The organism is Streptomyces melanosporofaciens (assembly GCF_900105695.1).
GTDB lineage: Bacteria > Actinomycetota > Actinomycetes > Streptomycetales > Streptomycetaceae > Streptomyces > Streptomyces antimycoticus.
The window spans coordinates 7,971,830-7,994,195 of the sequence record NZ_FNST01000002.1 but is presented as its reverse complement, the minus strand read 5'-3'; the positions used below and the strand labels follow the sequence as shown (position 1 = coordinate 7,994,195).

General features: G+C 69.9%; 24 protein-coding genes. 9 read left to right on the top strand and 15 right to left on the bottom strand.

Annotated features, from left to right (window positions below; genetic code table 11):
• Position 1: 1 nt before the first annotated feature.
• Both BLV72_RS36700 and BLV72_RS36695 read right to left on the bottom strand, forming a co-directional pair.
• Positions 2-1,555 carry a class I adenylate-forming enzyme family protein gene (locus BLV72_RS36700; RefSeq protein ID WP_093467810.1) on the bottom strand — a complete coding sequence of 518 codons (1,554 nt, stop codon included), beginning with the start codon at positions 1,553-1,555 and terminating at the stop codon, positions 2-4.
• A 419-nt stretch (positions 1,556-1,974) separates the two neighbouring features.
• A complete protein-coding gene (locus BLV72_RS36695) occupies positions 1,975-2,550 on the bottom strand; it encodes a PadR family transcriptional regulator (RefSeq protein WP_093467808.1) in 576 nt (191 codons plus the stop codon).
• A 266-nt stretch (positions 2,551-2,816) separates the two neighbouring features.
• Between BLV72_RS36695 and BLV72_RS36690 the strand changes: the two genes are divergently transcribed.
• The 4 genes from BLV72_RS36690 to BLV72_RS36675 all read left to right on the top strand — a co-directional run bounded on the left by BLV72_RS36690 (position 2,817) and on the right by BLV72_RS36675 (position 6,464).
• Positions 2,817-3,164: a nuclear transport factor 2 family protein gene (locus BLV72_RS36690; RefSeq protein ID WP_244321191.1), complete on the top strand. Its 348-nt coding sequence runs from the start codon at positions 2,817-2,819 to the stop codon at positions 3,162-3,164.
• 262 nt (positions 3,165-3,426) lie between these two features.
• Positions 3,427-4,044 carry an MPN domain-containing protein gene (locus tag BLV72_RS36685; RefSeq protein ID WP_093467805.1) on the top strand — a complete coding sequence of 206 codons (618 nt, stop codon included), beginning with the start codon at positions 3,427-3,429 and terminating at the stop codon, positions 4,042-4,044.
• A 59-nt stretch (positions 4,045-4,103) separates the two neighbouring features.
• Entirely contained in the window at positions 4,104-4,514 is a 411-nt protein-coding gene (locus BLV72_RS36680; protein ID WP_244321190.1) for a VOC family protein, read from the top strand.
• A 411-nt stretch (positions 4,515-4,925) separates the two neighbouring features.
• Entirely contained in the window at positions 4,926-6,464 is a 1,539-nt protein-coding gene (locus BLV72_RS36675) for a pentapeptide repeat-containing protein (protein WP_093470761.1), read from the top strand.
• 53 nt (positions 6,465-6,517) lie between these two features.
• Here the strand turns inward: BLV72_RS36675 and BLV72_RS48280 are convergent, their stop codons facing one another.
• Positions 6,518-6,688, bottom strand: a complete 171-nt coding sequence (locus BLV72_RS48280; RefSeq protein WP_167746462.1) for a hypothetical protein — start codon at positions 6,686-6,688, stop codon at positions 6,518-6,520.
• Positions 6,679-6,951, bottom strand: coding sequence for a LysR substrate-binding domain-containing protein (locus tag BLV72_RS36670; protein ID WP_093467803.1), 273 nt, complete (start codon positions 6,949-6,951; stop codon positions 6,679-6,681). The genes BLV72_RS48280 and BLV72_RS36670 overlap by 10 nt, the downstream gene beginning before the upstream one ends.
• Before the next feature lie 57 nt (positions 6,952-7,008).
• Here BLV72_RS36670 and BLV72_RS36665 point away from each other — a divergent pair, with 57 nt between their 5' ends.
• Positions 7,009-7,437, top strand: coding sequence for a PALP domain-containing protein (locus tag BLV72_RS36665; protein ID WP_093467802.1), 429 nt, complete (start codon positions 7,009-7,011; stop codon positions 7,435-7,437).
• On the top strand, positions 7,434-7,940 hold the full coding sequence (locus tag BLV72_RS36660) for a pyridoxal-phosphate dependent enzyme (RefSeq protein ID WP_167746461.1): 507 nt from the start codon (positions 7,434-7,436) through the stop codon (positions 7,938-7,940). The genes BLV72_RS36665 and BLV72_RS36660 overlap by 4 nt, the downstream gene beginning before the upstream one ends.
• A 42-nt stretch (positions 7,941-7,982) precedes the next feature.
• Here the strand turns inward: BLV72_RS36660 and BLV72_RS36655 are convergent, their stop codons facing one another.
• On the bottom strand, positions 7,983-9,569 hold the full coding sequence (locus BLV72_RS36655; protein ID WP_093467799.1) for a Na+/H+ antiporter: 1,587 nt from the start codon (positions 9,567-9,569) through the stop codon (positions 7,983-7,985).
• A 196-nt stretch (positions 9,570-9,765) separates the two neighbouring features.
• On the opposite strand from BLV72_RS36655, the gene BLV72_RS51225 reads away from it, so the two are divergent.
• The 3 genes from BLV72_RS51225 to BLV72_RS36640 all read left to right on the top strand — a co-directional run bounded on the left by BLV72_RS51225 (position 9,766) and on the right by BLV72_RS36640 (position 13,405).
• A complete protein-coding gene (locus tag BLV72_RS51225) occupies positions 9,766-10,086 on the top strand; it encodes an enoyl-CoA hydratase-related protein (protein WP_280143031.1) in 321 nt (106 codons plus the stop codon).
• Positions 10,087-10,426: 340 nt separating this feature from the next.
• The gene (locus BLV72_RS36645) at positions 10,427-11,968 is read left to right on the top strand and encodes an FAD-binding oxidoreductase (RefSeq protein WP_244321189.1); all 1,542 of its coding nucleotides are present in this window, start codon (positions 10,427-10,429) and stop codon (positions 11,966-11,968) included.
• Between the two features lie 186 nt (positions 11,969-12,154).
• Positions 12,155-13,405 carry an MFS transporter gene (locus BLV72_RS36640; RefSeq protein ID WP_167746460.1) on the top strand — a complete coding sequence of 417 codons (1,251 nt, stop codon included), beginning with the start codon at positions 12,155-12,157 and terminating at the stop codon, positions 13,403-13,405.
• Between the two features lie 33 nt (positions 13,406-13,438).
• Here BLV72_RS36640 and BLV72_RS36635 read toward each other — a convergent pair whose 3' ends face one another.
• From BLV72_RS36635 to BLV72_RS36590, 10 genes are all read right to left on the bottom strand, one after another.
• Complete coding sequence (locus BLV72_RS36635; RefSeq protein WP_093467793.1) at positions 13,439-14,359, bottom strand: NAD-dependent epimerase/dehydratase family protein; 921 nt, start codon at positions 14,357-14,359, stop codon at positions 13,439-13,441.
• Entirely contained in the window at positions 14,356-14,880 is a 525-nt protein-coding gene (locus BLV72_RS36630; protein ID WP_093467792.1) for a hypothetical protein, read from the bottom strand. Before BLV72_RS36630 ends, BLV72_RS36635 begins: the two co-directional genes overlap by 4 nt.
• Entirely contained in the window at positions 14,877-16,574 is a 1,698-nt protein-coding gene (locus tag BLV72_RS36625; RefSeq protein ID WP_244321188.1) for a class I adenylate-forming enzyme family protein, read from the bottom strand. Before BLV72_RS36625 ends, BLV72_RS36630 begins: the two co-directional genes overlap by 4 nt.
• Positions 16,571-17,173 carry a hypothetical protein gene (locus tag BLV72_RS36620; RefSeq protein ID WP_093467789.1) on the bottom strand — a complete coding sequence of 201 codons (603 nt, stop codon included), beginning with the start codon at positions 17,171-17,173 and terminating at the stop codon, positions 16,571-16,573. The genes BLV72_RS36625 and BLV72_RS36620 overlap by 4 nt, the downstream gene beginning before the upstream one ends.
• Entirely contained in the window at positions 17,170-18,345 is a 1,176-nt protein-coding gene (locus BLV72_RS36615) for a beta-ketoacyl synthase N-terminal-like domain-containing protein (protein ID WP_093467787.1), read from the bottom strand. Before BLV72_RS36615 ends, BLV72_RS36620 begins: the two co-directional genes overlap by 4 nt.
• Positions 18,335-18,598 carry a phosphopantetheine-binding protein gene (locus BLV72_RS36610; protein ID WP_093467786.1) on the bottom strand — a complete coding sequence of 88 codons (264 nt, stop codon included), beginning with the start codon at positions 18,596-18,598 and terminating at the stop codon, positions 18,335-18,337. Before BLV72_RS36610 ends, BLV72_RS36615 begins: the two co-directional genes overlap by 11 nt.
• Entirely contained in the window at positions 18,595-18,867 is a 273-nt protein-coding gene (locus BLV72_RS36605) for a phosphopantetheine-binding protein (RefSeq protein ID WP_078646301.1), read from the bottom strand. Before BLV72_RS36605 ends, BLV72_RS36610 begins: the two co-directional genes overlap by 4 nt.
• 63 nt (positions 18,868-18,930) lie before the next feature.
• Positions 18,931-20,316 (bottom strand): class I adenylate-forming enzyme family protein, encoded by a 1,386-nt coding sequence (locus BLV72_RS36600; RefSeq protein WP_208905842.1) that lies wholly within the window; start codon positions 20,314-20,316, stop codon positions 18,931-18,933.
• Positions 20,316-21,356, bottom strand: a complete 1,041-nt coding sequence (locus tag BLV72_RS36595) for a 3-dehydroquinate synthase II family protein (protein ID WP_093467784.1) — start codon at positions 21,354-21,356, stop codon at positions 20,316-20,318. The genes BLV72_RS36600 and BLV72_RS36595 overlap by 1 nt, the downstream gene beginning before the upstream one ends.
• Complete coding sequence (locus tag BLV72_RS36590) at positions 21,353-22,159, bottom strand: 2-amino-3,7-dideoxy-D-threo-hept-6-ulosonate synthase (RefSeq protein ID WP_093467783.1); 807 nt, start codon at positions 22,157-22,159, stop codon at positions 21,353-21,355. The genes BLV72_RS36595 and BLV72_RS36590 overlap by 4 nt, the downstream gene beginning before the upstream one ends.
• Between the last annotated feature and the right edge of the window lie 207 nt (positions 22,160-22,366).

Here is a 22,366-nt window from a genome sequence, read left to right as displayed (position 1 = left end):
TTCACCTGTCTGTCGCGGTGTCGCTGTCGGCCAGCGAGTGGTAGTCGCCGGAGCTCAGCCGGCGGCGGAGGATCTTGCCGGCGCCCGACTTCGGGATTTCTTCGACGGCGATGAGCCGCTTGGGGCGTTTGAGGGACGGCAGTCCGGAGCCCTCGCGCACATAGGAGTGCAGCTCCGCCAGCGCGTGGTCGGGGGTCGTCCCGCTCTCGGGGACGAAGAAGGCGGTGGCGGCCTGTCCCCAACGGTCGTCGGGAAGCCCGACGACGACGACTTCGCTGATCACCGGACAGCCGATCAGCTTGTCCTCGATCTCGTCCGGATAGAGGTTCTCGCCGCCAGAGTTGATCATGTCATCGACGCGTCCGGTGACCCACAGGTCGCCGTCCTCGTCGGCGACGGCGAGGTCACCGGGGAAGTACCAGCCACCGCGAATCGACTTGGCGTTCGCGTCGGGCCGGCGCCAGTAGCCGGCGAAGGCGTCCGGGTTCCGCATGGAGACGGCGATCTGCCCCTGCTCGCCCGGTGCCACCTCGGCGTCGGGCGAGGCGTCCGGAACCGGCTCCACCAGGCGGACCCGGGAGAAGATCCCGGCCCGGCCCGCACATCCCGGCTTCCCGATGACGTCGGCCCCGATGGTGAAGGTGTAGATCTCAGTGCTGCCGAAGTGGTTGACGAAGGACTCCGGCCGCAGCGTGTCCACCAACTGCTCCACCAGCCTCGGAGTCATCGCAGCGCCGGCATAGGCCAGCTTGCGTACGGATGTGGCTTGCTCCAGGCGGCCCGTGCGCAACAGCGACCAGTAGATCGTGGGCACCAGGTAGAGCGAGCTGATCTCCTCGTCGGCGATGAGGCCGAGCATCTCCTCGGCGTCGAACTTCGCCTGGGGAACCCAGGTGCCCGCGGCGACGACGGTGGAGATCAGCGTGCGCAGCCCCATGGTGTGGAACAGCGGCATCACGCCGAGCGTCGTGTCGAAGAGTGACTGTCCGCTCTGCAGCAGGTGGGCGACCGAGGCGTGGTACTCGGCGCTGTGCGTGCGTGGCACACCCTTGGGCCTGCCCGTGGTCCCCGAGGTGTAGAGCATGACGCTGATGTCCTGCTCGGACACCTGGACGTCGAGCGGTCCGTCCGGCTGGGTGCGCGCCAGGCGTTCGATCGTCGCCTCGCCCGGGTCTCCCGAGCGGATCCACGGCACCGCCTCGATGGCACCGAGTGCCTCCTGTGCGACGGCCGAGGTGGAGTCGTCCGCGATCACCAGCGCCGACTCCGCGTCGGATATGCAGTAGGCGAGTTCCGAAGCGCCGAAGCGGAAGGACAGGGGGACGGAGGCGGCACCCAGCTTCTGCGCCGCCAGATGGAGGCTGGCCAGCGGCTCGCCTCCGCTGCTCAGCAGCACCACCCGTTCCCCCGGACGGACACCGAGCTCGGCCATCGCCCGAGCCAGCCGATTGGTGTGGGCGTCCCACTCTCTGTACGTCATGGGGGTCCTGCCGCCGATCGCCCGGCGATGCGGATAGCGCTCGGCTGTCCAGCGCAGAACCGTGCTCAGATCCATCGCGGTCCTCTCCGTTCCACACGCGCCTGCCAGCGTTCGGCAGAAGCTGCGAATCGTACGGTGCTATGCGCACCGTATGATTCAGACTATTGGAGGTTGGAGTTGGAAGCTACGCCGACCTGGGGGACGTGTCAACGGTCCGGACGACGACGGCGCACCCCGCCCCTCCGGGCACGTGCGCAAGGAAGTGGCGCGGAGCCGGCCGGCCCAGCCTTCGGGGGCATTTCGCGGTGCGATGCTCGCTCCGGAAGCGGCGGTCACGGCACATCGGGGCCCGGGTGACGGCGTCGCGCGTCGCACGCGCGAGTGACGCAACCGCCCAGCGTGTAGTGGCCTGCGGCCGGCAGCCAAGGGATGATGCGGCGTACGGAGGCCGCGAAGGGCGGCGAGAGTGGTTGGCGCGTCAGCGCGTGATGGCCCTACCGGGCCATCGGCCGCCCCTTCACGGACGAGAACTCACCACGTTCGACGCGCGCCTGGACACCGCGCCAGAAGTCGCGCGCGGCGTATTCCATGCCGAGGCCGAGCTCGAGGGTGACCATCCGGCTGGAAACCTCTTCGATCCCGCCGTAACGGCGCCGCATCTCCTCGTACTCCGCGATGCGCCGCTCGTGCTGCTCGATCTGGTCCCGGGCGAGGCGCGCCACGTCGTCCGGCTCCGCCAACTCGTTGAAGAACAGCTTGATCTCCGCGATGTCGCGCAGCTCGAAGTGCTCCTTGACCGGTTCGGCCAGCCAGCCCCGCAGCGCGTCGTCGCCCGCCTCGGTGATCGTGTAGATCTTGCGCCGCCGCCCGGTGTCCTCCTCACGCACATCCAGGAGCCCTGCCTCCTGAAGCCTCTTGGGTTCCGCATAGAGCTGAGCGTGCGGGAAGTTCCAGAAGTAGCCCACAGACCGGCCGATCGCACGCTTGAGGTCGTAGGGGGTGGACGGGCCACGCATCGCGATCATCCCGAGAACCACGTACGACGTCGTCGAGAGCCGGAGTGTTGACATGGTCTGAATCGTACCGTGCACCCCCCGCGGCCCCTCAGAGAGGAGGCGAGGCCCGGAGCCCTTGGGCGCGCGCGGCACGGGAAGAGCGCGAGGAGAAGCCGTGACCGGCGTCCGGACGCCAGACACCGACACCCCGAAATAGACGGCGCTTGCAATGAACGGCGTATGCAATTATTTTTTTCGGAGCCACGCCCAGTGGGCGGCGCGCTTTCCCACCGACCGGGAGGAGAGCGCATCACATACCTGAGAACGGAATGGTTGCAGCGATGACCCGGACACCCGAACAGATCTTCCACGACCACGGCCAAGCGCTCGGCTCAGGAGACTTGGACGAGATCAGCGCCAACTACGCGGAAGACGCGGTCTTCGTCACTCCTTCCGGCGTGCTGCGGGGACGCGACGGAGTGAAGCAGGGCATCGGCACCTTGCTCGGCGATCTTCCGGACGCCGCATGGGACTTGAAGCCTCAGTTCGCGGATGATGTGCTCTTTCTCGAATGGTCGGCCGCCACCGCCCATGCGCGAGTGGAGGACGGAGTCGACACCTTCGTCTTCCGTGACGGCCTCATCCAGGCCCAGACCGTGCGTTACACCCTGGTCACCGAAGACGGCTGAGCTTCGGGGCGGGGGCGGCGCGGAGCGCGGTTCCGCGCCGTGATGGATGCGATGAGTGGCGAGGTGGGCGGCTCCGTCGTGCAACCGGTAGCGGTGTGACACGTGGCCATCCCCCGGGGCCGGTCAGGGCCGATCCCTGAGGGCGGGGACGAAGGCAGGGATGAAGGCGCGGATGCCGTTTGAGACTTCAAGAATACCGGGATACAGTACGACGGCTCCGCTCCCCCACCGCATTAGACATCCACGCCAAGAGGTGGTTGACATGCGCGCGACGCATTTAGGTGAAGGTTGTACGGTCCTGATAGAGGATCAGGCGCTCGATGAATTCCTCGAGGTGGCCGTCGGTGAATACCAACGCATCACCTCCGAAACACCACTGCCGTGCTTCGCCCTCCTCGTAGGTTCGGCGGACCATGCGACATTCACCGTCGAGCGCGTCGCGTTCGGCCGCAATGCCCGTACCACCGACCCGGCCGCGCGCCGTGAGTTCACCGAGTCGATCGTGCCGCTCTTCGGCCCGGCGTACGAGAACGAGACACGTGGCTGGTGGATCGACTCCCACGACCTGCTGAGGGCCTCGCGCGAGGCCGAGGCCGACGGTCTGGAGATCCTGGGGTCCGTGCATATGCACCCCGACTGGCATCGCATAGGTCCGCCGGAGGAGCGGAAACTCATCCTCAGTGAGCGCCCCACCCCGATGGATCAGCATGTCTTCGGCAACACCGGCTGGCCCGTCAACCTCATCTGCTACCTGGAACGTCGCGGCGATGTCATGTACCACGCCCTCGCCGCCTGGGCGCCGCCCCCACCCGCGAACCCTCATCAGCCGTGCGCCGAACTGCCGCTGCGGATACGGACCAACGCCGTGGTGGCGGTGTGAGGCGATGACCACGACCGACCGGCCACTCCACCGAGTTCCGAGAACCGAAGGAATTGCCCATGTCTGACGCGCCCACCCCGGACAGGCCCAAGCTGCGGCATCTGGCCATCGTGGCCCGTGACCCCGAGAAGCTGGCCGAGTTCTACAGCGAGATCTTCGGCATGGAGCTCTTCCACCGGGACCCCGATGGCAGCTGCTTCCTCTCCGACGGGTATCTCAGCCTCGCCCTGATCAAGCATCAACTCGACGGCGACACCCCCGTGGGCATGAACCACTTCGGATTCCACGTGGCCGACACATCCGAGACCTCCGCCGCTCTGGTCGCCGCCGGCGCCGACAAGCCCGCCGAGCGCTTCACCAACCGCCCCTTCGCCGAGTATCGGGCCATGGACCCGGAGGGCAACTGGTTCGACCTCTCCGCGCACGGCTTCGGCGGTCCCCGCCCGGCTGCCGAAGCGGACGAGGAGTAACGGGGCCGAGAGGGCGCGGAGTTCACTCCTGTCTCCCTCCCCCGCCGACGTACACGAGGCTCAGGGGCCGCTTCCGCACACTTGCGGGGCGGCCCCCGGCGCGAGGCGCGGCGCGGGCAACCCGCCAGACGTAGACCGCATACGCCGCCAGCGGTCGGTTGGACACGCTTCTCGGGATCCTGCCGAGCACATCGGGCGGCAAAGTCAACGCGGTGATATGGGCAGTGGCGGCCTGCCTTCCCCACACTGGTGTGGATCGCGACCCGCCAGGCGTGGCTGCCCTGGGACCGCCTCGCGCCCCGCCATCTGCGCCACGCGCGCCGCCACCCCGCCGTTCGGATGCCCGACCGGCTGCACAGACCCCCGTGAATTGGCTGCGCACGGCCCCTCCTCGCTGGTGGGATGGCCTCCATGGATATCACTGCCCCGGATTGGACCCACTGCGGTGACGGGGCCACAGGGGACGAGCCGGTCGGATGCACGGGCATCAGGATCGGCGGATTCCAGCGGTGCCTCGGACACCTGGGCCAAGAGGAGCGCCACGCCCACCTCGCGACCCTGACGCCCGGGGACGACATCGACGCGCGAGGCACCGAGATCAGCGGTGAGTTGCTGGACGAACTGTTGGACGCGCTGTGCCGGCCTGGCGAGGAGCGGCCGCGCTGTGGACGGGCTCGGTTCGACAAGGCGGTCTTCACCGGCGCCGCCCACTTCAACATGGTGTGCTTCGACAAGGGAGCGTGGTTCAGGGAGGCGACGTTCAGGCAGGACGCCGTGTTCGCCGGCGCGATATTCGGTTCGGCGGCCCGGTTCGACGGGGCCGAATTCCACGCGCTCGCCAACTTCGACGAGGTGCGGTGCCCGGCCGACGGCACAACCCCGGCCGGGCACCTGGTCTTCCGCGGTGCGTCGTTCGCGACCGGTCCCTGGTTCATGGGGGCTCACGGCGTACGGCTGCTGAACCTGAGAGAGAGCCACATCACCAGGCCTACGGTCGCCCAAGTCGTCGCCGAACACGCCGACTTCACCGGGGCCTGGTTCGAGGCACCGGTCACCCTCAAGGCGAGTGGCGCGTCCGTCGACCTCACGCGCGCCCGTCTTGCCGAGCGATGCACCCTGACGTCGATGGAACACCATGTGGCGCACTCCGGTATCCCGGCCTACCCGACCGCGCCCGACCAGCGCCCCTCGGTCACCTCGCTCTCCGGCGTCGACGCGTCCATGCTGCTCCTCTTCGACGTCGACCTGTCACGGTGTGTCTTCGCGGGAACCCATCACCTCGACCAATTGCAGATCGAGGGCTCCTGGGTCTTCGCCGAACCGCCCCGCGGCCGACGCTGGACCCGACGGCATGTCATCGTCGAAGAGGCGTGGTGGAGGGGCTGGCAGACCCCGGAACCGGCCCCGTACCCGGCCGCCCTCGCCGATACCTACCGGCAGTTGCGCAAGGCCCGCGAGGACGCCCGCGACGAACCGGGAGCCGCCGACTTCTACTACGGCGAGATGGAGATGCGCCGCCACAGCCGTACGTGGAGTGAGGCGGACCGCTGGCTGCTCCAGGCGTACTGGCTGCTGTCCGGCTACGGTCTGCGTGCCTCACGCGCGCTCGGGTGGCTCGCTGCCTCGATGCTTCTCACCATCGTGCTGCTGACAGGCTTCGGCCTGCCCCAGGGTTCCCCGAAGCAGGAGGCGACGGCCACGGTGCCGCCCCCGGGCGGCAAGGTCACCTTCGAGATCGACAAGGAGGACCCGGAGAACCCCACCGGCGACCGGTTCACCGGCAAACGCCTTGAGAAGGCTCTGGAGGTGACGCTCAACTCGACCGTGTTCCGCTCCGGCGGACAGGACCTGACGGTAGCCGGCGGGTACATCGAGATGGCATCCCGCTTCTCGGAGCCGGTCCTCCTCGGCCTCGCCGCCCTCGCGATCCGTGGGCGGATGAAGCGATGAGGCATCGGACCATCGGACGTCCGTCCCGGCACCGCCACGGCCCGGCCACCGGGCTAGCCGCTCGCCCGCAGGTCAGCCGCGGTCGCCGCCAGGCAGGTCTCCAGCCGGGCGACGATGGTCGGCACCCGGCTCGTGTCCACGCGGCAGGAGTACAGGTAGCGAACGAGCGGCTCCTCGGTGATGGGCCGGGCCACGATGCCGTTCACCGGGCCGGTCAGGGCCAAGGCCGGAAGAAGGGCGATGCCGAGCCCGTGCGCGACCAGCCGAGCACCGTCCGGAAGTGGTCACCCTCGAACGCGAGCCGTGACGTGAAGCCGGTGGACCGGGCCAGTTCGGCGAGCAGGTCGAGCTGGGCGCCGGTGACGGGAGTGCCGATCCACGCCTCGTCGGCCAGATCGGCCAGGCTCAACGACGGGCTCTGCGCCAACGGGTGCTGCGTGGGCAGTGCGACCAGGACGGGGTCCCGGTCGATCAGTGTCCGGTGCATAGCGTGACGTCCACTCGCGGAGGGGTCACGCGGAAGCGAGCGAGCGCCCGGGGAACGATGCTGCCTGCCGCGGAGACGAAGGCGCTCAGCCGCACCGCGCCCGCGAGCCCGGCGTCCAGGGCGGCCAACTCGGCGGCAGCCCGGGTCATCGCGGTGCGTACCGAACCCTGCGCCTCCAGCAGGACCAGTCCGGCGGCGGTGTGCCGGACGGGTCGTCGTTCGATCAACCTGTCCGCCACCCACGGCGTCAACTTCTTCCTGAAGCGTGAGGACATGGCCGGGCCGGGCACCCTCAGCGGAAGCAAGACCCGCCTCGCCGAGTTCATCATCGGCCAGGCACTGCGAGAGGGCGTCACCCACGTGATCAGCCAGGGCGTCTACCTGACCAACTCCGGGATGCCGTTCGCCACCGCCTGCCGGGTCGCCGGACTGACCCCCATCCTCTACCTCACCCGCGACGAGAACCGGCACGGCGAACTCACGTGATCGAGCAGGCCGAGACCCATGGGGTCGGCCTCGATTACGTCTACCACACCGCGGGCACCGGGACCGCCCTGCCGGGGCTGATCGCGGCGAAGCTGATGACGGGCCATCCCGTGCGGTTCCGCTCCATCGCGATCTGCGGCTACCAGCCGGGCGGCTGGATGAACGTCGAGGTGATCGTCGAGCGCGCGCGGCACATCCTCGAGCTCCTGGGCGTCCCGGTGCCCACCGACGAGGTCATCCGCGCCGAGATCGACGTGGACGAACGGTTCATCGGCGAGGACTACGCGGTGCCCTCGCCCGAAGGCGTCGCCGCCATCAGGGAACTCGCGACGGCCGACGGCGTCTTCCTCGGCCCCGTCTACACCGCGAAGGGCTTCGCAGGTCTGCTCGATCACGTCCGATCGGGCCGAGTCGAGCCGGGCAGCAACGTGGCCTTCCTGCACACCGGTGACACCGGCAACCTGTTGAAGATCCCGGAGGTCGTCGGCAACGTGGCGGTGTGACAAGCCGTCGTCGTACTGAGCAAACGGTCCGGCCGCCGGCGGCTACGGCGGCCGACCGGTGAAGGCACGCAGGGCCAGCTCGATCCTGATCTCCTCGGTGTCCAGCAGCGACTGCAGCCGGCGCAGAACGATGTCGTCGATGCTGCGCTGGTCCCGCAGGCGGATCAGGGCGCTGCGTTCGACGCCGATCAGGGCGCGGCGCAGTTCGAGCCCGGCCCGCACACCGGTGTCGTCGGTGTCCGGTGGTCCCGCCTTTTCGGCGGCGTACTGGCGCAGTTCGCTCAGAATGGCGTCGGCGATCTCCGGCGGCGTTTTCAGACGCTCGGCGTGGCCGGGAAGGGCCTCCAGCGCGGCGGCGATGATCTGGCGATGGGCGCGGCGTTCCTCGGTGGTCTCGTCGGGATCGCCGTGCAGTCCGGACCAGCGGATCACCGCGGGCATCGTCGTCCCCTGGAGGACGAGCGTGACCAGGATGACGGTTACGGCGGTGAAGACCAGCAGGCCGTGTCCCGCGAGCGGCCGGCCCGCGGTGGTGGCGGTCGGGACGGCGAGCGCGGCCGCGAGCGAGACGGCACCGCGTACCCCGCTCCAGGCGACCGGGAACCTCTGCCGGGCGCCGTAGCGCAGCGTGCGCTGGACCGGGCGGCGGTCGACGGCGCGGATGATGTAGGGCACCGAGTACAGCCACAGCAGTCGGGTGGCGATGACTACGCCGCTGACCAGCGAGGCGGTGATGACCGCGTGTCCCGGGGAGACGGAGCCGATCGCGCTGACGATGGCGGGCGTCTGGACGCCGACCAGGACGAAGAGGGCGCTGTTGAGGAGGGAGGTGCTCACCTCCCAAAAGGAGATGATCTGCACTCTGGAGCTCGCGCTGATCACCTTGGGGCCCGCCTGGCTGAGGATGAGACCGCAGATGACCACCGCCAGGACGCCGGAGACGCCGAGCACTTGTGCGGGCAGATAGGTGGCGAACGGGGTGAGCACGCCCAAGGCGTTTTCCACCCTGCGGTCACGCAACCGCCTGCGCAGAGCCACGACGACGGCCGCGCATCCGCAGCCGATCGCGGCACCGCCCGCGTAGGCGAGCAGGAATCGCACGGTGGTGTCCGTCCAGGTGACGGCCAGCCCCTCGACGGCGACACCGATCACCACGGCGTAGAGGGTGAGCGCGGTGCCGTCGTTGATCAGGCTCTCGGCCCGGAGGATGGTCCGGATCCGGCGGGGCAGCCCGCGGGCGACCGTCGCCACGGCGATGGCGTCCGTGGGGGCGACGACGGCACCGAGGACAAAGGCCAGTGGCCAGGACAGGCCCAGCGCATGCCCCACCGAGGCCACGGCGGCGGCGGTGGCCAGCACCAGACCGGTCGCGAGCAGCACGATGCCGCGCACGTTCGTCCGGATCTCCCGGAGCGAGGTGGTCAGCGACTCCCAGTAGAGCAGCGGGGGCAGGAACAGCAGCAGGACCACCTCGGGCGGCAGGGCCAGCCCGCGGAAGTCGGGGATCAGGCCGATCAGGCAGCCGCCCGCCACCAGCATGACCGGCTCGTTCCAGCGTAGGCGGCGAGCCAGCCAGCTCATGGTCAGCACCGCAGCGAGCACCACCACGATGACTTCGAGGCCACGCATCCGGTACCGCCTTCCCGATGGGAGCGTGGTGCGGGCCACGCCCCGGGAAGCCTGCCACCTCGAATCCGATCAGGGTCGCGCCCGACCACCGCCGAATGAGTGCTCCGGCCTGCGACTTCCGCCAACCGGAGCACTCGCTCACACGGAGGTGTGACTGCGTGCGGGGAGATGGCCGCGTCGGCCGTGCGGTGGCCCGATGCCGGAGGTCCGGGCGACGCCTCCCCCGGGATGCTGTTCCGCAGGCTCAGCGAGATCCCGGCCGTCACCATCGCCAAGCTGCGCGGCCGGACACCGGGGGGCGGGCAGCGAGTTTCTTCTCGCCCGCGATATGCGCTTCGCCTCCCGGGAGAACGCCGTCCTGGCCCAGCCCGAAGTCGGCATCGGCACCCCGCCCGGCGCGGGAGCGGTCCAGCACCTCACGCGCCTGCTGGGCCGGGGCCGGTCGCTCGAAGCCGTGCTGACGTCGGCCGACTTCGAACTCGGCTCCGTGCTGGGCGACTTGAAGGCCGTCGACTGAGCAAGCAGGAGATGCACGAAGGGTCGCCACCGGCACGCGATGATGGCGGCCCGCATCGCACAGGGCGCCATCGACGGCGAGCTGGCCGAGGCGGGGCGGACGGGGTAGGCGCGCGCTGTTCGTCATACCGGGCTGGGGCATATAGCGGCAGGTCGGCCTTCTTTCGGGTTGCGGCCCCGTGGGCGGGAATCGGTTTCGCGGCTGTGCCGATCGACGGCCGGTTGACTCTGCGAGGGAGGGAGACGATCGCGTCTCCGGAGCACTTCTTGCGAGGGCAGCCACGTTGATCAACAGGCGGAACCTACTGCGAGCGGGCACGGCCGGTGTTCTGGGCACGGAGGTGGCGGGCTTGCCGTCATCGCCCGCCGCTGCCGCGCCCCTCACCGAGGTGGCGGAGCGGGTCGGCGAACGGGACTGGGAACTGCTGGCTCAGGCGCTGTCGTCGCGTTCCACGCTCTATCGGCCGGGCGATTCCGGCTACCCCCCACTGGCGCTTCCGTTCAACCACCGGTACGCCGGGATCCGCCCCGCGGGGATTGTGGCGTGCGCGACGACCAGGGATGTCCGTGCGGCGGTCCGCTGGGCCCGCGCGGTGGGACTGCCCGCCGTCCCTCGTTCCGGGCTGGGCCACAACTACGCCGGGTACTCCGCCACCACGGGTCTGCTGCTCAACATGGCCCGGATGAAAAGCATCGTCTCCACCCCGCTGCCGGGTGCCCGCTCCCGGACCCGGACCTACGGGCGGATGAGGGTCGTTCACGGCGCGGGCACCCTTACCGTGGGAGCCGGCGTCACCAACGGCGACCTGCACCCGATGCTGGAGGACCGCGGCATGTTCGTGCCGACCGGCCGCTGCCCCACGGTCGGGGTGGCGGGGCTGGTGCTCGGCGGCGGTATCGGCTTCAGCGACAAGATGTTCGGCCTGACCTGTGACCGGCTGGTCTCGACGACCGTGGTACTCGCCGACGGCCGCGTGGTGCAGGCCGGCGAGGACTCGCACCCCGATCTGTTCTGGGGCTGTCGCGGCGGGGCGGGGAACAACTTCGGTGTCAACACCTCCTTTACGTTCCAGTACGAGCGGTTCCAGGGCGACGTGGGCTTCTACGAGTTGCGCTGGAGCCCGGACTCGGTACTGCCGGTGCTCGCCGCCGCGCAACAGATCGCCGTGGACACCCTGGACGACAAGCGATTCCATCTCCGCGTCGGCATGGGGACCCACGGGCTCACCAGGGACCAGATCCACGCCAACGCGGGCGTCAATGCCATCGGCCAGTACTACGGTGACCTCGAGGAGTTGCGCGCCATCCTGGCCCCGCTGCTCGCCATCGGCACGGCGGAGGAGCGCGCCCGCAACAGGGCGTCCGTCCGCGAGGTCACTCCGGGGCAGGCGAGCGAGCTGCTGAGCGCGACCACGCCGGTGCAACAGTTCGCCGCCAAGTCGGCGGTTCTGACCTCCCGGACGCTCCTGACCGATGAGCAGATCGGTGCCGCTGCCGAGCGGCTGCTGGAGTGGCCCGGCAGCGACAACGAGGACGGGGCCGGGTTCGCCCTGTTCGCCCTCGGCGGCGAGATCAACCAAGTGCCGCCGGACGCGACGGCGTTCGTCCACCGAAACGCAGTCTTCATCCTCGCCGCCGAGACCTCCTGGGCGGATTACGATCCGCCACGCGTCGCCACGGCGAATCTTCACTGGCTCAGCGAGTTCTACCAGAGCCTTTTCGGTGACACTCCCCCGCCGCAGTCCTATCAGAATTTCCCGGATCCGACCCTGAAGGACTGGCGGCGGGCCTATTACGACGCGAATTACGACCGGCTGGTCCGAGTGAATCGGACGTACGATCCGACCGACTTCTTCAGCTATCCCCAAGCGATCGGCACCTGACCTGCGCGAACCGTCGCGGCGGTGTGTCGGCCGCCGGAGCGGTGCGGTCCGCCTCGGGGTCGCACCGCCTGCGTCCGTAGGCTTGACACGCTGTTCAGGCACTTCATATGTTGCTCGTCTTGCCCTTTTCGGGGTGGGGTCGCATGAGACGTGGTGCGGCTGGGACGTCCCCGAAAGGGCTCTGCTGTGCGCGCATGGCTTCCGGACGCTCGTGGCCACCGCCGCCTGTTTTCCGCGCTGTCCATCGATGCCCTGGGCACCGGCCTCTTTCTGCCGTTCTCGATCCTCTATTTCACCGCGACGACCGATCTGACCCTCGGCAGGGTCGGACTGGCCTTGTCCATCGCCGCGTTGGTCCGCATTCCGGCGACCGCGGGCGCCGGGATGTTCTGTGATCGGTTCGGCGCCCGTAGCACGGTGATCGTCTCCAATCTCACCCAGGCCGTCGGGTTCTTCAACTACCTGTTCGTGGGGTCCTTCGGCCATCTGCTCATCGCCGCGGTCGTCGTACAGCTCGGCAACTCGGCGTTCTGGGTGGCCTACCCGGCCCTGGTGCATGACGTCGCCGAGGGAAAGCAGCAGGAATCCTGGTTCGCCCTGATCACCACGCTGCGCCATGCGGGACTCGGCGTCGGCGCTCTCGGCGCGAGCCTGGCTGTCGCGATCGGCGGGGTGGACGGATACATCACGATCGTTGCCGTCAACGCCCTGTCGTTCACCGTCGCGGCGATCCTGACACGGCTCGACTCCTCCTCAGGTAGCGCTCATGCCGTCGCCGTCAGCGCCACGACCGCCAAGGGCGGCTGGGCGAACACGCTTCGGGACCGGCCCTTCCTCGGGTTCGTCGGTCTCAACTTCGGACTCGCCCTGCTCTCGCTCGCCTTCGGCCTCGCCGTTCCCGTCTTCCTCGTCAACACGGTGCACTTGCCGCCGTGGATACCCGGCACCGTCCTCGCGGTCAACGCCGTACTCGGCGCGGTGGGTGCCACGCCCGTGGGCGCCGCGCTCACCGGGCATCGGCGATGGAGCAGCCTGATGGCATCGCAGGCCATCGTCGGCGGTGCCTTCGTCGCGGTGCTGTGCTGTGCGTACGTGCCGTCGGCACTCGGTATCTGCTGCGCTCTCGCCGCGGTCGTCCTGGTGACCGTCGGCGAACTGATCCAGAGCCTGATCGTGTCGCCCATCGTCAACGACTGTGCCACCGCGTCGAGTCGCGGCCGGTACAACTCGCTGTCCCAGATGGCCTTCAGCATCGGTGACGTGGTCACGCCCGCGCTCATGACCATGCTTCTCGCCCGTGGACCGGCCGCCACCTGGATACCGATGGCGGCCCTCGCCCTCGTCGACATGCTCGGTATCGCCCTGCTCGCCAACCACCTCCCCGCGATGCGGCGACGTATCAATCACCCCAGCCGCACCGAACCCGACGGCCTGTAGACGGCCATTGCTGTTCATGGGCCCGCTGCCCGGTCAGTCGTCGGCCAGTCGTGTCCGCCAACTCGGCACCGCCGGCTTCCAGTTGAGCGCCCGCCGTGCGCGGTCGTTGGCGGCGCCGCGCATGGCGGTGAGCTGGTAGCCGGTGAGCCAGCCCAGCAACCGCTCGGCCAGTTGCGACGGCACCGTACGGGGCGGGGGCGCTCCGAGCAGGCGGGCGTACTCGGGCAGCCAGACCGCGGCCTCGGCCGGGTCGTCATCGGCCACGTTGAACACGCCGTCGGTATCCGCTTCCACCGCGCACACCGCGGCCCGTGCGGCGTCCTCGATGTGGAGGAACGAGGTGACGCCGACGGCGGGCTCCGGTAGTGGCAACCTGCCGCGCGCCACCGCGCCGCCGATCGCACCGGCGCGGTGGTAGAGGGTGCCCGGCCCGTACAGGGTTCCGTAGCGCAGTACGGTCCCGGAGAGGTGTGCGGCGCCCAGTACCCGGTGCTCCAGTTCGGCGATGGCGCGCGTGGTGAGCGCCCAGCCCGGATCCGGTGCGTCGACATACAGCGGTGCGTCCTCGGTGAGCACCGGCCCGCCGCGGGGAGCGGTGGCGAACGCGATGCTCTGCGCCACCATGCGTTCCGCCCCGGCGGCCTCGGCCGCCGCGATCAGCTGCGCGGTGCCTTCGGTGCGCAGCCGGGCGGTCCGCTCGAAGCCCTCCGCCGTGGAGCCGCGCAGGGCGGTGAGCTGATGCACCACCACCTCGGGCCGGGCCGAGAGCACCGCCGCGCGCACCGCCCCGGCTTGCAGCGCGTCGGCCACCACGACGCCGTCCAGGGCCAGCCCGGCCGCCCGGGAGGGCTCCCGTACCAGCGCGGTCACATGATGGCCGCGGGCACGGAGCAGCGGAACCAGTGCGCGGCCGATCACCCCGGTGGCCCCGGCGACAAGGACCCGCGCCGTCATACCGGGCTCCCGACCCGCATCAGGAGCCGGCAGGCGGGGTCGCCGTCCCGCAGACACGCGGTGGCGCAGTTGCGGGTGAGTTCGACCCCGAGCCCCTCCGACCAGCCGGCGTGGATGTCGGTGCACGGGCACTTGTAGCCGTCGAGCGAACCGGCCATCCGGACCATCACCACGGCGAAGTTCTGCCGCATGGTCAGCTCGATCTCCCCGTCCGGGAGCACCGCGGTCGCCCCGTCCCGCAGCTCGCTCGGGAACATCCACTCGGAACAGGCGTCGTAGCGGCGGCGGAGCTCCTCGAGGTCCACCGCGGGCTTTCCGCCGAACTGACGGGCTATCCGTTTGCCCACCTGGACGGCCACGTACCGCAGCGCCTCGGCGTTGATCTCATTGGCCACCGCGTGTCCGAACCGCTTCGCCACCCCCTGGTACCAGCGTGCGTCGTGCAGCCACCACTGCCGGTACACGTCCAAGGTCCGGGGCCGGGGGCTCGTACCGGGACTCGTACGGTCGACCGCGGTCATCGCACCTTCCCGTCCAGCTCGCCGGCGGCCACCCTGGCGCGGAAGCGTTCGCGCATCTCCCGCTTGAGCACCTTGCCGGTGGCTCCCTTCACCACCTCGCTCGGATCCATCCGCAGCGCTCCGGTCAGCTGCGGGAAGCCCGCGGCGATCAGCACCCGGTTGACCTCGGCCGTCCATCGGGCGTCGTCGGTCTTCGTGTCGGCCGCGTCCGCGCGCACCTGCAGCAGGGCGTAGGCGTCGGCGGTGCCGTCGCCGTCCCAGTCCGCTCGTACGCCCTCGGGCGCGACCGCCACCACCGTGCAGTCGTCCAGCTCGGGCATCTCGCGCAGCAGCAACTCCTCGGTGCGGGTGCTGAACACGATGCCCGTGGGGGTGCGGATCGCGTCCGGCGCGCGGTCCAGGTGGTAGAAGTTTCCTTCCTCGTCCCGATAGGACAGATCGCCGGTGAGCCAGTAGCCACCGAGCCGCAGCCGGTGGAAGGTCAGCGAGTCGTTCCAGTATCCGGGGGTGAGCGTGGGCGAGCGCACGCCGAGGCGGCCGATCTCGCCGGGTGGCAGCGGTGTGCCGTCCTCGGAGAGCACCGCCGCCTCGGCGAAGCTCATCGGTTTGCCGACGCAGCGCGAAAAGGACGATCGGCCGGGCTTGTGTCCGTTGTGGAAGAGCGAGTAGCCGGTCTCGGAGGAGCCGAGTCCGTCGGTGAAAACGGAGCCGGGGACCCGGCGCCGCTGCAGATCCCGGCCGACGGTCTCATGGCTGCCCTGTTCGATCAGCGCCTTGATATGTGTCTCGTGCGCCGCGTCGCCGGTGTTGTACCACGCCTCCACGCTGGACAGATCGCGGGCGGAGAGATCCTGGGCCGCCATCTCCCCGTAGGTTCCGGCGAACGCGAACACCGTGGTGGGGCGGAACGTCTCCATGGCGTCCAGGACGTCGATCCCGCGCTGGCTGGACAGCATCGACACGGGCGAGCGCAGCAGGAAGCCGAACAGCATGACCGAGATGGCGGCGTTGTGCGAGCCGGGCAGCGCGACCAGCAGCCTGCCCATCGCGGAGCCGACCGACAGCTTCAGCCGGTGCAGTTGCGCATACAGCAGGGTCTGATGCGTGTGCGGAACGGCCTTGGGCATTCCGGTGGTGCCCGAGGAGTGCGAGATGATGATCGGGTCGGTGGCGTGGTGGGAGTACGGATAGACCGCGGGGAGGGGCTCGCGGTTCTCCGCGCGGATGTCGGCCGCCGTGACACAGAAGCCGAGGCCCAGTTCGGCACGGTCGGGAGCGAGGACCGCGCGATGGGCCCGGTCGGTGACGGCTCCCACCGCGCCCTGGCGCCGCACATACTCGCGGGCGATCTCCGGGCGGAGGTTGCCGTTGACGAAGGAGGGGATCGCGCCCAGGGAAGTGAGGGCGAGGAAGTTGATGGCGAACTCGGTGCTGGAATAGGTCTGGATCGCCACCGGGTCGCGGGGCCCGACGCCCTGTGCGTGGTACCAGCTCGCGTAGATCTCCACGGCGTCGTGCAGCTCGCCCAGGGTCATCACCTCGGGGTGGCCGCCGTCCGGGGCCTGCCAGGTCGCGTCGGTCCACAGGACCTGCTCGTCGAGTTCTCTGCCGTACGCCTTCAGCCGGTGGATCACATTCCCGGCCCCCAGGGCGGCGTCCTCGCTGATCCGCGCGCGTTCCTGTTTGGTGATCATGATGTGGTTCCTTGGATTCGGGCGGCCAGCTCGACCAGGCCGCGAAGGGTGCCGTACTCCCCCGAGGGGGTGGGCGGGGTGTCGGGCGGAAGGCTCGGGACCGGATCGTCCCGGTCCAGCACGATCGCCACGGCCAGGTCCGCGGCGGGTGGGCCGGTACGAAGCTCGCGGTACGCCGCCGTGGTGCGCTCGGTGCCGGTCAGCTCGACCCCGATGAGCACGATCCGGTCCAGCTCCTCGTCCTCCAGCAGCAGTTCCGCGGTGCCCAGCAGCTCACCGGCCGGGTCCGCCACGGTGGACAGGCAGAGCAGCGGTCCGGTGATGGCGAACTCGAGGCTGAGCCGGCCGAGGACCGCGTTCGGGGTCGACTGCATGAACAGCAGCGGATTGTGCACCTGCCCGGCCACCAGCAGACGGCTGCCGAGATCGAGGGTGGCGGCATCCCCCATCGTGCTGGCCAGGACCATGGCGGTCCGGGAGCCGTCGCCCGGCCGGGCGGTCAGACATCGCTCGACAGCCTGGTGCACCATCGGGTTGAAGGCGGACTCCACAAAGCCGGCGACGGGCGGCGCGGACGGCCCGGATATCGCGGCGATCATGCTCGCTCCAGTACCAGTGCGGTGTTGGCGCCACCGAACGCGGCGTTGACGGTGAGCGCACGCCGGAGCTCGGCCTTGTGGGGGCGGTTCGGCACATAGTCGAGATCGCAGTCTGGATCCGGTTCGGTGAATCCGGCGGTGGGTGGCAGGACCCCGTCCCGCAGCGCGAGCAGGGTGATCACGAGTTCCACCGCACCGGACGCCTCCAGCAGATGTCCCGTGGTGCTCTTGGTCGAGCTCACCGGTGTGCGGGCCGCGTCCGCGCCGAGGAGCGTGCGCAGTCCGCGCGTCTCGGCGGGGTCGTTGTGCCGGGTCGCGGTGCCATGCGCGTTCACGTAGTCGATCCGCGGGCCGCCCGCACGCCGCAGGGCCCGGCCGGCGGCCGCGACCAGCCCGGCGCCTTCCGGATGGGGCCGCGCGATGTGGTGGGCGTCGCCGGCGGCGCCCCAGCCGGTCAGCGCAGCGAGCGCACGTGCTCCCCTGCGCCGGGCACTGTCGACGGATTCGAGCACGATGGCGGCGGCTCCGTCGCCGAGCAGCAGACCGCTGCGGTCGGCGCAGAACGGCCGCACCATTCCGTCCCGGGAGAGGGCGAATCCCGAGTCGAACTTGGCCAGGTTCTCCTCCTCCACCAGGTACGCCCCCGCGCAGATCGCGGTCTCCGCCCGGCCGGAGGCGATGAGCTGGCAGCCATGCGCGATCGCCGCGGCCGAGGCGACGCACGCGCCGGTGAACGCCAGCCGGGGGCCGCGCACGCCGAGCGCGTCCGCGAGGGCCTCGGCCTGCCAGGCGGGCACGGTCTCAGCGGCGCCGCCGGAGGCCGCCGCGCCGGGAGAGCCAGGAGAGCCGGGAGAGCCGGGAGAATCCCGGGCGCGCCAGAAGCGGGTCAGCCCGGTGAAATCGCCCGCGGTCCCCACCAGGACGGCGGCCCGCGCCCCCGTCGGCAGCCCGGCCATGCCGACCGCCGCCGCGGCGACCTCGGCCAGCACGTCGCGCAGCGGGGCGGCCGGGCCGTAGGTGGCGGCCAGGCCCGTTCGGTACGGGCCGATGTCGAAGCGGGTGATCGGTGCGAACGCGGGTCTCCCGTCGAAGACGCCCTCCCGCAGTGCGTCCGCCCCGGTGCCGAAGCCCGTACGCACCCCGAATCCGGTCAGCAGCACCTCACGACTCATGGACGTCCACCAGGTAGTCGGTGATCCGGCGGATCGAGGTGAACTCGGCGAGGAAGGCTTCCGCCGGCTCGATCTCCAGGCCGTACCGCAGCTCCAGTTGGTGCAGGAACCACACCAACCCCAGTGAGTCCAGAGCGAGTTCGGCGTCGTCGTCCAGGCCGGGCGGCAGTTCGGCGAAGATCTTGGGGTCGGACAGCAGCTCCCGCACGGCGTCGACGGTGATCCCCGGCCGGGCCTCGGATTCCGCGGTCATGCCGTGGCGCCCCGCCCGACGACCTCGTTGATCAGGTCGCCCAGGTTCATCGCGCCGGCCTGTTCGATGTCACCGTCGGGGAACTTCACATCGAACCGGCGCTCCAGACGGAGGAGCAGCTCGATCAGGCCCAGTGAGTCGATGTCGATTCCGCCGGTGCCCATGGGGCTGTCATCGCTGATCTCGTCCGCGTCGAGCGGATGGTTCATCTCCTCGCTGATCGTGCTGAGCACGAAGTCGCGGATCTCCTTCTGCAACGCCGTCTGCATGGTGCGCAACCTTTCTGTGCCACGGGAATCGGTGGGGGTGGGCGGCAAGGGGCGGTCGGCGGGTCAACGGTCGGGAGCGCGGGCGAGCAGGGCATCGCGGCGCCTGACGAGCTTGCCGTTGGAGGTGCGGGGCAGGTCCGCCAGGACGTGGACGACGCGGGGCACCTTGTAGTCGGCCAGCCGGTCCCGGCACCAGCGCAGCAATTCCCCCGGCGAGGGGCCGTCCGGCGCGACGGACACATAGGCTTCGGTGGCGCCGGCGTGCACGACCACGGCCCCGTTGACCCCCGGGTGCCGGCACAACACGGCCTCGACCTCGGTCAGATCGACCTTGAGGCCGCCGATGACCACCAGGGAGTCGCCACGGCCCAGCAGTCGCACACCGCCGGAGGAATCCAGTTCGGCCCGGTCGTGGGTGTGCAGCCAGCCGTCGGCGTACCGGTCGCCGCCGGAATCGTGCAGATAGGGTGAGCCGTCCGGCAGCCGGACGTCCAGCTCGCCCTCGCGGACACGCAGCCGCACACCGGGTGCCGGCCGGCCGACCGAGGGCCTCGAGGCGCCGCTCACCTCCATCGCGATGACGCCGGTCTCAGTGGTCCCGTACGACTCGCCAACCCCGGTGCCGAACCGGTCGGCGAACCGCACGGCGGTCTGCGCCGGCATGATCTCCCCGCCCGAGACCGCCGCGCGCAGGGCGGGCAGCGCGGGCAGGTCCCGGGCGGTGCTCAGCAGCTCGTAGTGGAACGGCGTGCCGAAGATGACGTGGACGTCGTGACGCGAGGCGGCGGCCAGGATGTCCTTGGCCGACACCCGTCGCGCGAAGACCGCCGAGACGCCCGCGGCGAGGGAGTGCAGCACCCCGGCGATCAGGCCGAAACTGTGCGCGGTCGAGCTCAGCAGCAACACCCGCTCGCCCCGGGTCGGCATCCCCTCGATCCGGGTGAACCGCTCGATCTCGGCCGCCAGGGAGGCCGCGGTCCGCCCGATCACCTTGGGCAGCCCGGTGGAACCCGAGCTGAACTGCACCAGCCGGTGCTCGGTCGCCGCCGGGCGGCCATCCGGGTACCGGGAGGTGACCACCTCGTACCGGGGCTCGAACCTGAGCGACGAGCGGCCCGCCGTACCCGCGCCGACCATGAACTGCGGGTGGCACAACGAGCGCAGGGCGTCCACTTCCGACGGTTTGAGCCGGTGGTCGACCAGCATCACCTGGGCGCCCAGTTGCCACAGCGCGAGCAGTACCTCTATCTGGGTACAGCTCGGTGGTATCCGGAGCATCACCGTATGCCCCTCGCCGACGCCGTGTCCGGCGAAGACCGCCGCTTCCACGGCCACGGCGGCCCGGACCTCTCCGCGGCTCACCGGGTGGTCGCCGTGGACGAGGTAGGGCAGCTCGTCGGGATGGGCGTCGAACAGCGTGTCAAGGAGCTCCCGCATGCGGACGCTCATCAGTTTTCCTTGCAGAATTCGCCGATGGGAAAGCCCACATGGCGCTGGTCCGTGGCCAGATAGCCGAGGAGTTCGTCGCCGCGCCGCAGCTCGGTGACGTTGTGGACCTTGCCGCCGGGCCCGAGCACCCGCACATGCCAGTCGTCCTGGACGGTGAGGCTCACCACGATGTCGTCGGCCGCTCTCGCGGTGATGGTCAGCAGCGGCCGGGACTCCAGCTTGGCCCGGCCGACCGTGACCGGCCGGGTCCGGCCCTCGGCGTTGACCGCAAGCGTCGTGCTGCCCGAGCGCAGCTCGCTCAGGTAGTTGGTCCGGTTCTCCGGGCCGAGCACATAGGAGTGCAGGGCGCCGGCGTTGACCCGGAACGGGCGGGTCGGCATGTACGGCAGCGGATGGGTCTCGCTGCAGCACAGGATGAAGCCGGTCGAGTACGAGCCGACCAGGATGCCCTCGTCCTCGGCGAAATGCGTGCAGGTGTCCACGCACACCCGGTCGCCGAGCCCGTGGTGCTCGATGCGGTCGACGGTCAGCGTGGTCAGCTCCAGCGGAGAGGTGCCGGCCTCGAGGAGCCGGGCCAGCGCGAACACCTCGCCGGCGTCGGAGGGAGCCAGCAGGACTCCGTCCGAACCGCGTTCCAGCACCTCCAGGACGGTGGCGGCTTCCTCCAGATCGGCGCAGACGGTGATCAGCTTTCCGGCGGAGCGGTCCGCGGCGGCGAGCACGATCTCCAGCGGGATCTTGGTCGGGTCGGCGAAGCGGACCACGGTGAGGGGCAGCGCGACGGCGGCCTCGCACGCCAGCCGCAGCGACGGTTCGTCGTGTACCTCGACCCATGCGGCGGTGTCGGCGCCGAGGTCGTACAGCTCCTTCTCCTCGGTCACCACCGTGGTGGTGACGCCGGTGACGGTGGGGGGCAGTGCGGCGAGGACGGATGCGTCATCGCAGAGCACGCCCTGCATCCGCGTATGGATGGCGGCGTCGACGATGGATTCGAGCTGGGGCTGTGGAACGGCTCGGAGATCGATCCATGCGAACTTCATACGGCTCCTGTCGCGATCGTCGGGGGGTGGGGGGTCGTTCCGGCATCGACGGCGTGCACGACGGCGGCCAGCCGCGCCACCAGCGAGGAGGGTGAGGGCGAGGAGAAGATCCGACGGCCGACCGCGAGGCCGCGGCAGCCGGCGAGCATCAACGAGGTCGCGTGACTGATCAGGTCCGAGCCGTCGGGCGGGCCACCCGCGGCGAGGACCGGCAGCGGACAGCTGTTCACCACCTCGGCCATCCGGTCCATCGGCAGCGCGATCGAGGTCTTCACCAGGTCGGCACCGAGATCCGCGGCGATGTTGACCGCGTGGGCGAGCAGCGCGGGATCGTGCGGATCGGCGATCCGCGGCCCCCTCGGATAGATCATCGCGAGCAGCGGCATGTTCCAGATGTCGCATGAGGCCGCGACGGCCCCGAGATCCGTGAGTTGCCGGTGCTCGGTGTCCGATCCGAGATTCACATGCACGCTCACCGCGTCCGCGCCCAGCCGTACGGCCTCTTCGACGTCGCCGACGAGCACCTTGGCATCGGTGTCGGCCGCGTGCGCCGTACCCGCACTCAGGTGGACCACCAGGGCGCAGCGGCGCAGGATATCCGGTGCGATCGCCCGCGCCCGGCCCTTGTGGACGACGACCGCGTCCGCGCCGCCGTCCACCAGCGCCCTCAACAGCCCGTTCCAGCGGGCCTGGGACACCACCGGCCCATCGGACACACTGTGGTCGAGCGGGACGAAAAGATATCTTCCGTCCCCGACGCCCGAGAGCCGCCGCATCCGGAATGATTTACCAATATCGGTCATGGGCCAGGCACACCTCTCCCAAGGGGCGAACCACGCAGGGGGATTGCTCGGTCAGAATGGCACGTCCACGCAGAGCCGAGCGGATATCGAATCTCCATCACTCTGCGGTTATGCGACTCTGAGGAATTTCTGAGATTGCTCTGACAGGCTGTCCGACGGCTATTCCGCCGGAGCCGAAAACCGCGTTTTCGAGGAGGCAGTTGTGAC

Excerpts from the sequence above, each read along its gene's own strand:
- BLV72_RS36700 (WP_093467810.1), bottom strand. The coding sequence starts at position 1,555 with ATGGATCTGAGCACGGTTCTGCGCTGGACAGCCGAGCGCTATCCGCAT.
- BLV72_RS36695 (WP_093467808.1), bottom strand. The coding sequence starts at position 2,550 with ATGTCAACACTCCGGCTCTCGACGACGTCGTACGTGGTTCTCGGGATG.
- BLV72_RS36690 (WP_244321191.1), top strand. The coding sequence starts at position 2,817 with ATGACCCGGACACCCGAACAGATCTTCCACGACCACGGCCAAGCGCTC.
- BLV72_RS36685 (WP_093467805.1), top strand. The coding sequence starts at position 3,427 with ATGCGCGCGACGCATTTAGGTGAAGGTTGTACGGTCCTGATAGAGGAT.
- BLV72_RS36680 (WP_244321190.1), top strand. The coding sequence starts at position 4,104 with ATGTCTGACGCGCCCACCCCGGACAGGCCCAAGCTGCGGCATCTGGCC.
- BLV72_RS36675 (WP_093470761.1), top strand. The coding sequence starts at position 4,926 with ATGGATATCACTGCCCCGGATTGGACCCACTGCGGTGACGGGGCCACA.
- BLV72_RS36670 (WP_093467803.1), bottom strand. The coding sequence starts at position 6,951 with ATGCACCGGACACTGATCGACCGGGACCCCGTCCTGGTCGCACTGCCC.
- BLV72_RS36665 (WP_093467802.1), top strand. The coding sequence starts at position 7,009 with ATGCTGCCTGCCGCGGAGACGAAGGCGCTCAGCCGCACCGCGCCCGCG.
- BLV72_RS36655 (WP_093467799.1), bottom strand. The coding sequence starts at position 9,569 with ATGCGTGGCCTCGAAGTCATCGTGGTGGTGCTCGCTGCGGTGCTGACC.
- BLV72_RS51225 (WP_280143031.1), top strand. The coding sequence starts at position 9,766 with ATGCCGGAGGTCCGGGCGACGCCTCCCCCGGGATGCTGTTCCGCAGGC.
- BLV72_RS36635 (WP_093467793.1), bottom strand. The coding sequence starts at position 14,359 with ATGACGGCGCGGGTCCTTGTCGCCGGGGCCACCGGGGTGATCGGCCGC.
- BLV72_RS36630 (WP_093467792.1), bottom strand. The coding sequence starts at position 14,880 with ATGACCGCGGTCGACCGTACGAGTCCCGGTACGAGCCCCCGGCCCCGG.
- BLV72_RS36625 (WP_244321188.1), bottom strand. The coding sequence starts at position 16,574 with ATGATCACCAAACAGGAACGCGCGCGGATCAGCGAGGACGCCGCCCTG.
- BLV72_RS36620 (WP_093467789.1), bottom strand. The coding sequence starts at position 17,173 with ATGATCGCCGCGATATCCGGGCCGTCCGCGCCGCCCGTCGCCGGCTTT.
- BLV72_RS36615 (WP_093467787.1), bottom strand. The coding sequence starts at position 18,345 with ATGAGTCGTGAGGTGCTGCTGACCGGATTCGGGGTGCGTACGGGCTTC.
- BLV72_RS36610 (WP_093467786.1), bottom strand. The coding sequence starts at position 18,598 with ATGACCGCGGAATCCGAGGCCCGGCCGGGGATCACCGTCGACGCCGTG.
- BLV72_RS36605 (WP_078646301.1), bottom strand. The coding sequence starts at position 18,867 with ATGCAGACGGCGTTGCAGAAGGAGATCCGCGACTTCGTGCTCAGCACG.
- BLV72_RS36600 (WP_208905842.1), bottom strand. The coding sequence starts at position 20,316 with ATGAGCGTCCGCATGCGGGAGCTCCTTGACACGCTGTTCGACGCCCAT.
- BLV72_RS36595 (WP_093467784.1), bottom strand. The coding sequence starts at position 21,356 with ATGAAGTTCGCATGGATCGATCTCCGAGCCGTTCCACAGCCCCAGCTC.
- BLV72_RS36590 (WP_093467783.1), bottom strand. The coding sequence starts at position 22,159 with ATGACCGATATTGGTAAATCATTCCGGATGCGGCGGCTCTCGGGCGTC.